The organism is Burkholderia sp. BCC1208 (assembly GCF_902833095.1).
Classification (GTDB): Bacteria; Pseudomonadota; Gammaproteobacteria; order Burkholderiales; family Burkholderiaceae; genus Burkholderia.
Map to the genome: position 1 here is coordinate 249,625 of NZ_CADFDY010000003.1, position 12,921 is coordinate 262,545.

At 68.1% G+C, this 12,921-nt stretch carries 11 protein-coding genes; 2 read left to right on the forward strand and 9 right to left on the reverse strand.

Annotation, left to right across the window (positions count from 1 at the left end; translation table 11 throughout):
- The first annotated feature begins 460 nt into the window (after window positions 1-460).
- Both HWX09_RS08675 and HWX09_RS08680 read left to right on the forward strand, forming a co-directional pair.
- Window positions 461-934: a (2Fe-2S)-binding protein gene (locus tag HWX09_RS08675; protein WP_027786546.1), complete on the forward strand. Its 474-nt coding sequence runs from the start codon at window positions 461-463 to the stop codon at window positions 932-934.
- Between the two features lie 2 nt (window positions 935-936).
- Complete coding sequence (locus tag HWX09_RS08680; protein WP_027786545.1) at window positions 937-3,429, forward strand: xanthine dehydrogenase family protein molybdopterin-binding subunit; 2,493 nt, start codon at window positions 937-939, stop codon at window positions 3,427-3,429.
- 314 nt (window positions 3,430-3,743) lie between these two features.
- On the opposite strand, the gene HWX09_RS08685 is transcribed toward HWX09_RS08680, so the two are convergent.
- Genes HWX09_RS08685 through HWX09_RS08725 form a run of 9 tightly spaced genes read right to left on the reverse strand, consistent with a single transcriptional unit; the run spans window position 3,744 to window position 12,904 of the window.
- Window positions 3,744-4,718: a type II secretion system F family protein gene (locus HWX09_RS08685; RefSeq protein WP_027786544.1), complete on the reverse strand. Its 975-nt coding sequence runs from the start codon at window positions 4,716-4,718 to the stop codon at window positions 3,744-3,746.
- Between the two features lie 36 nt (window positions 4,719-4,754).
- Window positions 4,755-5,732: a type II secretion system F family protein gene (locus tag HWX09_RS08690; RefSeq protein ID WP_027786543.1), complete on the reverse strand. Its 978-nt coding sequence runs from the start codon at window positions 5,730-5,732 to the stop codon at window positions 4,755-4,757.
- Window positions 5,733-5,766: 34 nt separating this feature from the next.
- Window positions 5,767-7,131, reverse strand: a complete 1,365-nt coding sequence (locus tag HWX09_RS08695) for a CpaF family protein (protein WP_027786542.1) — start codon at window positions 7,129-7,131, stop codon at window positions 5,767-5,769.
- 18 nt (window positions 7,132-7,149) lie between these two features.
- Entirely contained in the window at window positions 7,150-8,358 is a 1,209-nt protein-coding gene (locus HWX09_RS08700) for an AAA family ATPase (RefSeq protein WP_027786541.1), read from the reverse strand.
- Window positions 8,359-8,380: 22 nt separating this feature from the next.
- Entirely contained in the window at window positions 8,381-8,824 is a 444-nt protein-coding gene (locus HWX09_RS08705) for a TadE family protein (RefSeq protein WP_027786540.1), read from the reverse strand.
- Window positions 8,821-9,357 (reverse strand): TadE family protein, encoded by a 537-nt coding sequence (locus HWX09_RS08710; RefSeq protein WP_027786539.1) that lies wholly within the window; start codon window positions 9,355-9,357, stop codon window positions 8,821-8,823. Before HWX09_RS08710 ends, HWX09_RS08705 begins: the two co-directional genes overlap by 4 nt.
- 13 nt (window positions 9,358-9,370) lie before the next feature.
- Window positions 9,371-10,642: a TadE/TadG family type IV pilus assembly protein gene (locus tag HWX09_RS08715; RefSeq protein ID WP_027786538.1), complete on the reverse strand. Its 1,272-nt coding sequence runs from the start codon at window positions 10,640-10,642 to the stop codon at window positions 9,371-9,373.
- A gap of 25 nt (window positions 10,643-10,667) precedes the next feature.
- Entirely contained in the window at window positions 10,668-10,964 is a 297-nt protein-coding gene (locus tag HWX09_RS08720) for a hypothetical protein (RefSeq protein WP_027786537.1), read from the reverse strand.
- A 20-nt stretch (window positions 10,965-10,984) separates the two neighbouring features.
- A complete protein-coding gene (locus HWX09_RS08725) occupies window positions 10,985-12,904 on the reverse strand; it encodes a type II and III secretion system protein family protein (protein ID WP_027786536.1) in 1,920 nt (639 codons plus the stop codon).
- Between the last annotated feature and the right edge of the window lie 17 nt (window positions 12,905-12,921).

Genomic DNA, 12,921 nt, shown 5'->3' on the forward strand with positions numbered 1-12,921 from the left:
GAGCACAGCTCATCGCACATCCATCCATACAGGCCAACAACGCATCCATGCCGAAACCCTGCCCGTACGGGACTTCCCGCCCCACAATCAAACGCCGCCCGATCCCGTCGGACAACCGCGCTCCTGTTGCCCCGCATACCGATTCGTTAGTGCCTGCCGCCCGATCCGCCTGTCTCCCGGCGCGATCGCGAGTCAAATATAGGCCCGAGTCGCAAACGTTTTCCATCGAACGGGTATTTTTTTGGCAAAACTCAATATTCTTTCATTCACATTAATCCATTGGTCGCGCGAGATGAAAATGATTCTCTTTAAATAAACCGGGAAAATCATTAAGAAAGGCAAAAAACTCGAATTCCCCGGTGCAGACTTTTTAGCGAATCTGCTTTAATTGGTTCAGATTCGCCGCATTGCCTTTCCTGTTTCTCGGGCGATAACGAGGTGTCCAAGGGAGAACTTCACGATGGTGACGTTGAACATCAACAACCGGCCGGCCGAGATCGACGCCGATCCGTCGACACCGGTGCTCTGGGTGCTGCGCGACAACCTCGGGCTGACCGGCACCAAGTTCGGATGCGGCACCGGCGACTGCGGCGCCTGCACCGTTCATGTCGACGGCCGGCCGGCCCGAAGCTGCACGCTTGCGTTGTCGGCGGTCGGAAGCGCGCACGTCACGACATCCGAACATCTCGCCGACGATGCGGTCGGCAAGGCCGTCCTCGACGCATGGATCCGGCACGACGTCGCGCAATGCGGCTACTGCCAGAGCGGCCAGATGATGAGTGCGGCCGGCCTGCTGCGCGGCAACAAGGCGCCGACCGATGCCGACATCGATCGCGCGATGGCCGGCAACCTGTGCCGTTGCGCGACCTACCAGCGCATTCGCGCCGCGATTCACGATGCGGCTCACGCGCTTGAGCCTGCCGGGAGACTGTGACCATGCGTATCCGCACTTTCGGGCGCCCGGCAAGCGCCGACGCCCCCCACCGCGACGCTTCGCCGGTCGCCGGAACACGTTCTCCGAAGCTCGGCCGGCGCGGCTTCCTGAAGCTGACGATGGCGGCGAGCGGCTGCCTCGCGCTCGGCATCGCGCCGACGCGCGCCGCGGCGCAAGCGGGCAAAACCGTGCAGGCTTCACCACCACAAGCATTCCTGATCATCGCGCCGGACAACACCGTGACCGTTGCCGTCAACCGGACGGAATCCGGCCAGGGCGTCAGCACCGCGCTGCCGATAGCGCTGGCCGACGAGCTCGACGCCGACTGGCGCAACGTGCGCACCGTGCTCGCGCCGGCCGGCGAGCCGTACAAGGATCCGGTGACGGGCATCCAGATGACGGCCGGCTCGACGTCGGTCAATCACTCGTTCGCGCAATACCGCGAGCTCGGCGCGTCCGCCCGCGCGATGCTCGTCGCCGCGGCCGCACGGCGCTGGAACGTCGATCCCGCCACGTGCCGGACCGCGAATGGCGTCGTGACGTCCGGCAGCTACCGCGCGACCTACGGCGAGCTCGCACCGGACGCGATGGCGATGCCGGTACCGCAGCGGGTGCCGTTGAAGTCGCCGGACCAGTTCCGCCTCATCGGCAAGCCGACCCCGCGCGTCGACGCGCGCGCGATGCTCGACGGCACGCTCAAGTACGGGATGGACTGGCGCCTGCCGGACACGATGGTGGCCGTGGTCGCGCGCCCCCCGCGCTTCGGCGGCAAGGTCGCGAGCTACGACGCGGCGGCGGCCCGGGCCGTCAAGGGCGTGGTCGAGGTCGTCGAGATCCCGACCGATCGCGGCGGCACCGGCGTGGCCGTGATCGCGAACGGCTACTGGCCGGCCAAGCTCGGCCGCGATGCGCTGAAGATCACGTGGAAGGATGCCGGCTCGACCGTCACGTCCGCCGAACAGATGCAGGCGTACAAGCAGCTCGCCGGCACGCCCGGGACCGTGGTTCGCACGGGCGACGCGGGCAGCGCGCCGCCCGCGGCAACGCGGATCCAGAAGGACTACGAATTTCCGTATCTCGCGCATGCGGCGATGGAGCCGCTCAGTTGCACGGTCGACGTCGGGCCACCGAGCTGCGCGTGCGGGATCAAGATCTGGGGCGGCTCGTCGCTGCAGACGACCGACCGCGCGGCGGTCGCGAAGGCGCTCGGCGTCGCCCCGGAGAAAGTTCAGATCTTCACGATGATGACGGGCGGCGACTATGGCCGGCGCTCGACGCCCACGTCGGACTACGTGGTCGAAGCCGCCCACGTGTCCTCCGCGTACCTCGCGGCCGGCCATCTCGGCCCGGTCAAGACGATCTGGACGCGCGAGGACGATCTGCGCGGCGGCTATTACCGCCCGATGGTGCTGCATCGCGTCGACATCGGCGTCGACGGCAGCGGCGCCGTACGCGACTGGCAGCACGTCGTCGTCGGCCAGTCGGTGCTGAAGGGCTCGCCGCTCGAGCGCACGACGATGCTCAAGCGCGGCACCGATCCCAGCCTGACCGAAGGCGTGGCGAACAGCCCGTACGGCTTCCCGATGCAGGTATCGGTCCATCAGACCGACGCCGACGTGCCGGTCCAGTCGTGGCGTTCGGGCGGCCATACGCACACGGCGTTCGTGATGGAAACGCTGGTCGACGAACTCGCGCACTCGGCGCGGCAGGACCCGGTCGCCTACCGGATGGCGCGGCTGGCCGGCCCCGAACACGCACCGCATCGCCAGGCGCTCGCACTGGCCGTCGACAAGTCCGGCTACGGCACGCGCACGCTGCCGGCCGGGCACGCGTGGGGCGTCGCGATGCACGAAACGGCCGGCTCGGTCGTCGCGTACGTGACGGAAGTCTCGATCGAAGCGCAGCAGCCGCGCGTGCATCGCGTGACGGCAGGCGTGTATGCGGGCCGCATCGTCAACCCGACGGGTGCGGAAGCCCAGATCCAGGGCGGCGCGCTGTTCGGCCTCTCGACGACCAAGCCGGGCTTCGCGATCGACGTCGACCATGGCGCGGTGCGCAACGCCGGTTTCGCCGACTATTCGCCCGTGCGCATGCAGGAGGCGCCGCCGGTGGATGTCTTCTTCGTTCCGTCGGACGCTCAGCCGACCGGGTTGAGCGACGCCGGCGTGCCGCCGATCGCGCCGGCGGTGGCCAACGGTGCGTTCGTCCTGACCGGCGAACGGCTGCATGCGCTGCCGTTCGGCCCGATGCTGGTCGCCTCGGCCGCCCCCGCGATGTCGGCGGCCCCCACTGCGGCCGTCGACGAGGACCCGTACGGCGACCTGCCGGCCGGCGGCTGCCGGCTGCCGCGCAAGGCCAAGTCGATCGCGTCGAAGCCCAAGGTCGACCAAAGCCACGCCGGCGTCGGCCAGTCGCCGGCGGTGCCGAAATTCCTGCGGCCGAAACGGCGCGCCGGGATTCCGTGCATCGAGGATCTGAAGAAAGGCACGGTGTGACGTAGACGATCCGGCGCGCGATCGATACCGGCAGTCGTTTTTAGTGATGCGCCGCGCGCCGGCCGTCCCGATACGGGACGCCGCCGCTTCGAGCGGTTAGCAGTAGGGGGCAGCCGTGAAGGCGGTGGACTACGGCTTGTTCCATGGTCGACCATGGGTCCAGGATGCATTGACGCCGCTATGGTCGGCCTGTCTCGCGGCGCCGCCTGGGGAGGAAGCCTCCATGAAGCCTGTTGCCGTGCCGGCCGCCGGATCGCCCGGGGCCGGCACGCAAGATCGTGATCGATGCAGGTAAAGCCGTGTCGCCCCGCCGCTCACTGTGCGACGCCGACGAACGTCGGCAGCAGCACGCGATAGACGTGAATCATCGCCGGGCCGAGCAGCACCATCATCAGCGCGGGAAAGATGCAGAAGATCAGCGGAAACAGCAGCTTCAGCGCGATCTTCGCCGCGCGCTCCTCCGCGCGCATCCGGCGCCGCGTGCGCAGCATGTCCGACAGCACGCGCAACGATTCGCTGATGCTCGTACCGAACCGGTCGGCCTGGATCAGCATCGCGCAGAACGATTCGATGTCTTCCACGCCGGTGCGCAGCGCGAGATTGCGCAGCGCCGTCTCCTTCGTGAAGCCGGAGCGCATCTCGAGCAGCAGCAGGTCGAGTTCGGTCGCGACCACCTCGCTGCGAAACCGCAGCTCCTCGCTCACCTTCATCAGTGCCGCGTCGAGCCCCAGCCCCGCTTCGACGCACACCGTCAGCAGGTCGAGCGCGTCCGGGAAATCCTCGAAGATCTTCTGCTGGCGCACCTTGACCCGCTGCGACAGCACGACGTTCGGGATGTAGTAGCCGATGCCGGCGAGCGCCACGAGGATCACCGACAGCAGCGCACGCTCGTCGCCGAGCGGCGTCGTGATCAGTATCGCCAGCGCCGCGCACGGCAGGCCGAGCGCGAGCATCGTCTTCGCGGTGAAATACAGCGCGGCCGCGCTCTGGTTGCGCCAGCCGGCATTCATCAGCCGGATGCGCAGCGGCGAATTCTCCCAGCCCTCCTTCGGTACCGACAGCTTCGAGATCGGGGTGGACAGCTCGACCAGCTTCGCGACCCAGCGCGACGCCATGTCGTCGCCGTCGCCCGGGCCGGCGACGGCGCCCGCCGCGGCCCCGCCGGCCTGCTGGAGCCGGCGCTGGATGCCGCGCGGCGCGAACAGCAGCATCGCGACGAGCACGCCGCCGGCCACGAAGATGAACAAGCCGCCCAGCATCACGGCCTGGACCACGCTCAGGTTTTGCATGACAACCTCGCAACGGTTCGTTATTCGGCTCGCGCGTCAGACGCGAATGCGGACGATTCGGCGGATCCAGAACAGGCCGAACAGCATCGATACCAGCATCGTGCCGACCATCCGGATCCCGGCCGGATCCTCCCAGAGCACCGACAGGAATTCGCGGTTCAGCAGCGCCATCACCGCCGCGGTGCCGAACGGCAGGAGCCCGAGAATCCACGCCGACAGCCGCCCTTCCGCCGACAGCACGCGCACCTTGTCGAACAGCTTGAAGCGCTCGCGGATCAGCCCCGCGATGCTGTCGAGCAGCTCGGCCAGGTTGCCGCCCGTCTCGCGCTGGATCAGCACCGCGATCACGAAGTAACGCAGGTCCTGCACCGGCACGCGCGTCGCGAGGTTCATCAGCGCATCGTGCAGCGACACGCCGTAGTTGACCTCGTCGAACGTGACGCGGAATTCGCCGCCCATCGGCTCGGAAAACTCGTCGCCGACCATTCCGAGCGTGCTCGTGAACGAATGACCGGAACGCAGCGCGCGCGCGATCATGTCGCAGATCTCCGGCAACTGCCGCTCGAGCTTGCGCATCCGCCGGGCGCGGCGGCGCAACACGTACATCATCGGCCCCCACCCGGCGAACAGCGCGATCGGCACCGCGGCGAGTTGCGGCAACCGCGCGAAGCTCACCGCGAACCACGTGAGCGCCGCGAACGTCGCGCTGAGCGTGATCAGCTTCGGCAGCGTCCAGTCGAGGCCCGACTGCTGAATCACGAGGTCGAGCGCATGCACGCGCGGCAGGCGCAGCAGCAGCCGGTCGAACGGCTTCGACTGGTCGAGCATGCGCTTCTTCAGGATCGACAGCCGCTCCTGCTGGACGTTGCCGCCCGCCGACATCGCGCGAATGCGCGATTCGATCCGGCGCGCGGCGGCGCCGTGTCGCGCGTTCCACCATTGATAGACACCTTCGATCGACAGCACGACCGCGACGAAGGTGAGAATCACAAAACCGTAAAAGATCGCATTCATGAATGCCTCCCCGGCAGCACACGGCGCCCTGGCGTCAGTCCGTCTCGTAACGCACGGACGGGTCGTACAGCGAATCCGGCAGGTTGATGCCGAACGCCTGCAGCCGCTCGACGAACTTCGGCCGCACGCCGGTCGCGCAGAAGTGGCCGCGCACCGCACCGTCGCGGTCCACGCCCGTGCGCTTGAACGTGAAGATCTCCTGCATGTTGATGATGTCGCCTTCCATCCCGGTCAGTTCCTGGATGCTGACGATCTTGCGCTTGCCGTCCGTGAGCCGCGCCGCCTGCACGACCACCGAGATCGCCGACGCGATCTGCTGGCGCATCGTCTTTGGCGGCAGCGTCAGTCCGGACACGCTGACCATGTTCTCGAGCCGCGTCAGCGCATCGCGCGGCGTGTTCGCGTGGATCGTCGCGAGCGAGCCCTCGTGGCCCGTGTTCATCGCGTTGAGCATGTCGAGCGCTTCGGCGCCGCGCACTTCGCCGAGAATGATCCGGTCCGGGCGCATCCGCAGCGCGTTGCGCACCAGCGTGCGCTGCGTGATCTCGCCCTTGCCTTCAATGTTGGGCGGCCGTGTTTCGAGCCGCAGCACGTGCGGCTGCTGCAGTTGCAGCTCGGCGGCGTCCTCGATCGTCACGATCCGCTCGTTGCGCGGAATGAAGCCGGACAGGATGTTGAGCAGCGTCGTCTTGCCGCTGCCGGTGCCGCCCGACACCAGCACGTTCACCTTCGCGCGAGACAGCGCGTCGAGCAGCTCGGCCATCGGCGGCGTCAGGCTGTGAAAGCGCACCAGGTCGTCCATCTTCAGCGGGTTGACCGCGAAGCGCCGGATCGACATCAGCGGCCCGTCGATCGCGGACGGCGGGACGATCGCGTTCACGCGCGAGCCGTCCGGCAACCGCGCGTCGACCATCGGGCTCGATTCGTCGATACGGCGCCCGACGCGCGACACGATCTTCTCGATCACCTTCATCAGGTGCGCGTCGTCGTAGAACGTCACGTCGGTCAGTTCGAGCTGCCCGCGGCGCTCGACGTAGACCTGCCGGTAGGTGTTCACGAGGATGTCGGAAATGCCGGGGTCGCGCAGCAGCGCCTCGAGCGGGCCGAAGCCGAACATCTCGTCGTACACGTCGATCGCGAGCTGTCTCCGCTCGATGTCGTTCGCGGGCATCCGCTCCTCGTCGAGGATGCGCGCGATCAGCGCGCCGATTTCCATGCGGACCTGGTCCTGATGCAGCCGCGACAGGCGCTCGAGCTCCACGCGCTCGAGCACGGCCAGGTGGATTTCGCGGCGCAGCTTCTGGTATGCGTCGCGCACCGACGAATGCGCCGGGCCGGCCGGTTCGCTAGCCGCCGTCGGCTGGGCCCGTTGCAAGGACATCTGTTCGCGCAATGACATGATGATTCCCCGAAAGAATTACATCGACTTGAGCTTAGGCGTGGCCTTGCGGCCGAACAGCCGGGACATCAACGGTTCGGTGTGCGTCGCGCTGCGTCCCGCGCGCACCTCGCCGTCGACGAGTTGCTTCGCGCAGCCCTGCAACGCCCGTACGACCGCCGAGCCGCGCGCGAGCCGCGACACCGGATGGCCCTGGTTGATCGCTTCGAGCACGGTGTCGGCGTCGTCGGGAATCGTGCAGGCCGCCTGCAGGCCGAGCACTTCCTCGAGCGCGGTGCGGGTCCGCTCGCTCGCGCGGGTCGCGCGGTTCACGATCAGCCGCAACTGGTCCGTCGAATAGCCAAGCGACACGAGGATCTCGAGCAGCCGGCGGCCGGCGCGCACGTGCGGCATCGCGGGCTGCAGCACGAGCTGGATCTGGTCGCTCCGATCGAGCGCGACCATCGACAGCGGGTTGATGCCGACGCCGACGTCGAAGATCACGAAGTCGTAGCGCGGCGCGGCGACGCCGAGAATCCATTCGAGCGCGTCCTCGCGAATCTCGGCGGCCTTGACCGGGTCGCCGGCGCCCGCCAGCACGTGGAAATTTTCCGTGACGTGCGCGACGCTCGCGTCGAGAAACGCGCCGTCGAGCCGCTCGATCTGCGCGCACAGCTGCGGCAGCGTCGACGGCGGGGTTTCGTCGCTGACGAGAAACGCCGCGTCGGCGAACTGCTGGTTCACGTCGATCAGCAGCACGCGGCGCTTGAAGCCCTCGGCGATCTCGAACGCGATGTTGCTGGCCGCGAAGCTCGTGCCGGCCCCGCCCTTGCACGACATGAACGACACGATCCGCGTGTCGTCGGTATCGCGCCGCGTGCTTTGCCCGGCCGCCCGTTCGAGCGCTTTGCCGAGCGCCTGCAGATCGAGCGGCCACTGCAGCACGTCGCGCGCGCCCGCGCGCATCGCGTCGAGCAGCACGTGCGGCGATGCATCGGCCGTCACGAGGATGCAGGTCAGGCTCGCGTGCGCGCGGCAGATGCGCTCGATCGCCGACAGCTCGGACGGCTCGAGCGACGTGCCGTCGACCAGCAGGACGTCGAACGCGTCGAGCCCGTCGGTGCGATGTTCGATCTGCGACGGACGGCCGTTGGCGCGCGTCGTGCGATAGCGTCCGCAGTCGGCCACGAGACGCGCGATCTGCGAAAGCCGCGCGGTATCGTCGGAAGCTACGAGGATATTGATCATGTCGTGTGCCTCGTGTGTTCGATCAGTTGCAGGCGGAGCCGCCCGTCGCGGAGCTCAGGCTTTCGCGCGGCAGCGTCGTCGTGAACGGCGGCATCCTGACCGTGACGTTCACGAACGGGATCATGGTCTTGACGGTGACGTTCGTGACGCTCACCGTCACGAACGAGCATGTGTTGACGTCGCAACTCGTCGGCGTATAGCTGACCGACACGTTGCTGTCCGACAGCAGCGGCAGCATCGATTTCACGCGCTTCACGACGCCCGCGGCGTTCACGTCGCAGACCACCGCCGTGCGTGCGCCGAGGCGCACGGCCTCGCTCGCGGTATTCCAGTAGAACAGCACGCGGCCGAATTCGAAGATGCCGATCAGCAGCATGATCAGCACCGACGCGATGAGGGCGAATTCGACGATCGCCGCGCCGCGTTGGGCGCGCCGGCGTGACGGCGGAACATGGCGCGCGTTCATGACACTTGCCTCATCACGGTGACGATGTTGCCGAAGGTGATCGACGGCAGCGCCGGGTACGCGGGAATCGGCTGGTACTTGTAGCCGCTGATCTTCACTTCGACGACGTTGATCGCGCCCGCCGCCGAGCCGCTCGACGAACTGTTGTTGTCCGCGTCATAGGTCGGCAGGTTCGCGAACTGCGACGGATCGGACGCATCGCTGCAGCCGGTCGTGTGCTGTGCGTCGCAGATCGTGACCATCGACGTCGTGAGGCCGGGCACCAGCTCGGTGCCCGATGAGCCGCACGTCGTGCTGCCGTAGACGACGAGACACTGCGCCTGCGACACCGGATACGCGCTGTCGGTCGGCAACCAGACCGACAGGTAGCGCGCCGCGTCGCGGGTCGCCTTGGTCAGCGTCTCGTACTGGTAGATCGCCCGGCCGAATTCGGCCACGCCGGTCGCCAGCAGGATCATCGGCATCAGCACGAGCGCGAACTCGACGGCGGCGGCGCCGCGGGTGCGCGAACGACGAAACGACGGCTTCTTCATGATCGTCTCTCCGTTATTGAACGAGCATCGGAACCTGGGTTCCCGACGCACTACCGCTGCCCGGCAAGCCGTGCGTCGCGCACGGGCTGTTGGCGGAGACCGACGAGCCGAGGTATTCGAGGTGCGCCACGACGGCGCCGCTGCCGGCGCTGAACGGGAGCGGATCGAGCATCAGCACGCAATCCCATTGCGTGACGTGCACCTTGCCGCTGTTCCCGGACAGCGTCGAGCAATCGCCTTCCGGCGCGAGCGCGACGCGGCGATCGCCGCCGGCCGTCTGGTAGTTGCTCGCCGTCGCCGTGCCGTTGGTGGCGATTCCGCTGCCCGACGGCGGCGCGCCGTCGCCCTGGTAAGGCTTGAAGCTCGCGCGGTCGGTCACGAACTGCGTGTACGCGTCCCCCTTGATGCCAGCCGTTCCGGGCGGCCCGTAGTTCGGCCCGACATACGCGTAACCGGTGAAGTCCGGCTGGCCGCTCGAGCCGTTCGCGCCGTTCGTATAGATGCCGAAACGCGTGTTCCAGGCCCGCTGCGACGCCGACTTCAGGCCGGTGGTGCTCAGGTCCGGCGGGGTCGTGATGTTGCAGGTGTTGCCCGACAGCTCGCCCGCCAGCGTCGTTTCGTTCGTCGAGCCGTCGAGCGCGGCCCAGCCGAAGTTGCCGGGCCCGTAGGTCGACGACGACCCGGACGGCGACGAGATCCAGTCGCCGACCTTGTACGACGGCGAGCCCGCCGTGCGGCACACGAACACCGGGATCGCGCAGGTCGTCTGCCCGCCGCCGACCGTGGCGATCGCGCTCGCCGACACCTCCGCCGCATTGGCGAGCTTGGTGCCGGGCAGCACGTTCAGCACTTCGATGAACCAGTGCGCGATCTTGCTCAGCGTCGCGGTGCACTGCACGTACTTGATGTTCGCCGGCGTCGTGACCGCGTTCTTCGCCAGGAACGGATTGGTCAGCGAATCGCTGAACGTGACGTTCGCGTTCGTCGCCATCTGCACCGACTTTTTCTGGAAAAACACGAAATTCAGATGGCCGGCGGCGATGCCGTCGGCCTCGGCCACCGACAGGCTGATGGCCGAAGTCAGGTCGCGAGCGGCCGACAGCGCGCATGCATCGGCGCTGTTCTGCAGTTCGCTGCGCGTGACGTACAGCTTGCCGAGATCCAGCGCGAGCCCGACGAACCCGATCATCACCGCCAGCGAGAGGCCGACGATGATCGCGACGGCACCGCGCTGGCGATGCAGGCTGCGACGCGTGACTTTCGGATAGCGGGCTGCGCTGTTCATGGCGTTCTCCCTGAGCATGCCGTCGTTACTGGGTGGCCTTGCCGATGCCGATCACGAACGCGTTGGAGGGCGGCGTGATCTGCTTGAACGACTTGTCGTAGTTGTCGAGCGCGGCCGCGGCGGCGCTGCCGTCGACGCCCGATGCCGACGCCGTATGTTCGCCGGCGTGCGGATCGATGATCTGGGCCTGCATCACGGTGCGGACCGAGTCGCCGAAGCGGCTGTCCCACACCGGGGTCGACGACATGCAGCCGGCAAGCGCGAACGCGAGCGGGACGGCGAGCGCCGCGCGGCGCACGAATACGAGGTAGGCGGATTTCATGAGCTTCCCCTTGGATGGCTTCAACGATCGGTGGACTGAGGTTCCGCGCCCGCACGCGCGATCTGCGCTTTGGGCGCCGCCGCGATCCGGTGCTTCGAGCGCGCCGCCGGCTGGGCCGGCGTATCGGGGCCGGCTGCCGCGAGGCGCGCGGCGGCGGCTTCGATGCGGGCGACACGCGCCGAGGTGGCCGGGTCGGACTGCGGGGCGGCGGCCGCGACCGGCGCCTTCGGCGGCCCGACGGGCGCCGGCGGCTGCACGTCGGCGTCTTGCGGCGCGCGCGGCGCCGGCAGCGCGGCCGGCGCGACCGGTGCTTCCGATCGCGGCGCCGGAGCGGGCGCCGGCGCCTGGGCCGGTGTCTGCGGAGCGGCGGCGTTCGCGGGTTGCATGGGCTGGGCGCCTGCCTTGCGGACGCCGCCGCGGCCTTCCATGTTGCCGGTCGCATACACGTCGGCTTCGTTCGGCTTCGAGAAGCTGTCGGTCGGCAGCGCGACGTCCGCGGTCTGCAGCGGCTTCACCAGGTGCGGCGTGATCAGGAAGATCAGCTCGGTGCGATCCTGCTGGAACGACGTGCTGCGGAACAGCGCGCCGAGCACCGGCACTTCGCCGACGCCCGGGATCGCCTTCAGCGCGCCGGTCGCGTTGTCCTTGATCAACCCGCCGATCGCGAACGATTCGCCGTCGCTCATCTGCACCGTCGTCGATGCGCGCCGCGTCGTGATCAGCGGCAGGATCGACGTGCCGCCGATGTTGGTCGCGCTCAGCGTGACGCCCGTCTGCGACAGCTCCGACACTTCCGGCGCGACCTTCAGGCTGATCCGGCCGTTGGCCAGCACCGTCGGCGTGAACTTCAGCGCGACGCCGAATTCCTCTTCCTGCAGCGTGATCGACGACGTGCCGTTGCCGCTGCTCTGCGGAATCGGGATGAAGATCTTGCCGCCCGCGAGGAACGTCGCTTCCTGGCCGCTGATCGTCACGAGGTTCGGCTCCGCGAGGATCTTGACGAGGTTGTCGGTGTTCTGCGCGTCGGCCGCGACGCTGAACGGCTTGTTGTTCGCCTTGTTGAACAGCGCGCCGCTCGCGACGCCCGCGAGCAGGTTGCTGACCAGCGCGCCGCTCCACGAACCGAACCCGCCCTGGATGTTGAACGCGCTGCCCATCTGGTTGATCAGCGTCTTCGACACCTCGGCCACCTTCACCTCGAGCATCACCTGCTGCGGCGACGTGACGTTCAGCATGTTGAGCACGCCGCCGCCCTGCTTGCCGCCGCCCGCGGCATCGCCCGCGCTGTCGCCGTACGCATGGGCGATCTGCACCGCCTGCTGCGCGGCCTGCGAGCTCGACACGGTGCCGGCCAGCACGATCGTGCCGGCCGCGGTCGACACATGGATGTCGCGTTCGTTCGGCATCAGTTGCAGCAGCGACGCCTGCAGGCCGCCGGCGTCCGCGCCGACCGCGACGTCGATCACGCGGCATGCGCCGCTCCTGCCCTGCACGATCATGTTGGTCGTGCCGACCGAGAGCCCGAGGATGTACAGCGTCTGCGGCGACACCATCGTCGCCTGTGCGACGGCCGGATTGCCGATCGTCCGGTTGCGGACCGGCTCGGGCATCGGCACCAGCAGCGACTTGCCGAGCGGCACGGCGACGCTGCTCGATTCGCGCACGGCGCCGACGCAGTTCGGCCCGCGCAGCGGCCCCGCCGACGCGGGCGCGGCGGCCGGCACCGGCGCCATGCTGATCGTCATCTGCATCGGCCCCTTGCCGACCGCGGCCGGCGCGCTGGCGCCGCCCTTCGTCAGCACCGCCGATTCGACGCCTTCCTGCGCGAGTGCGCCATACACGGTCAGCCATCCCGAACAGAGGATCGCGGCCATCATCGTGCCCCGTGCGACGCGTGTGCGTAGCGGGCCGGTACCTGTGCATTGCGGTTTGATCTTCATTTCGTCTGATCCCCCGA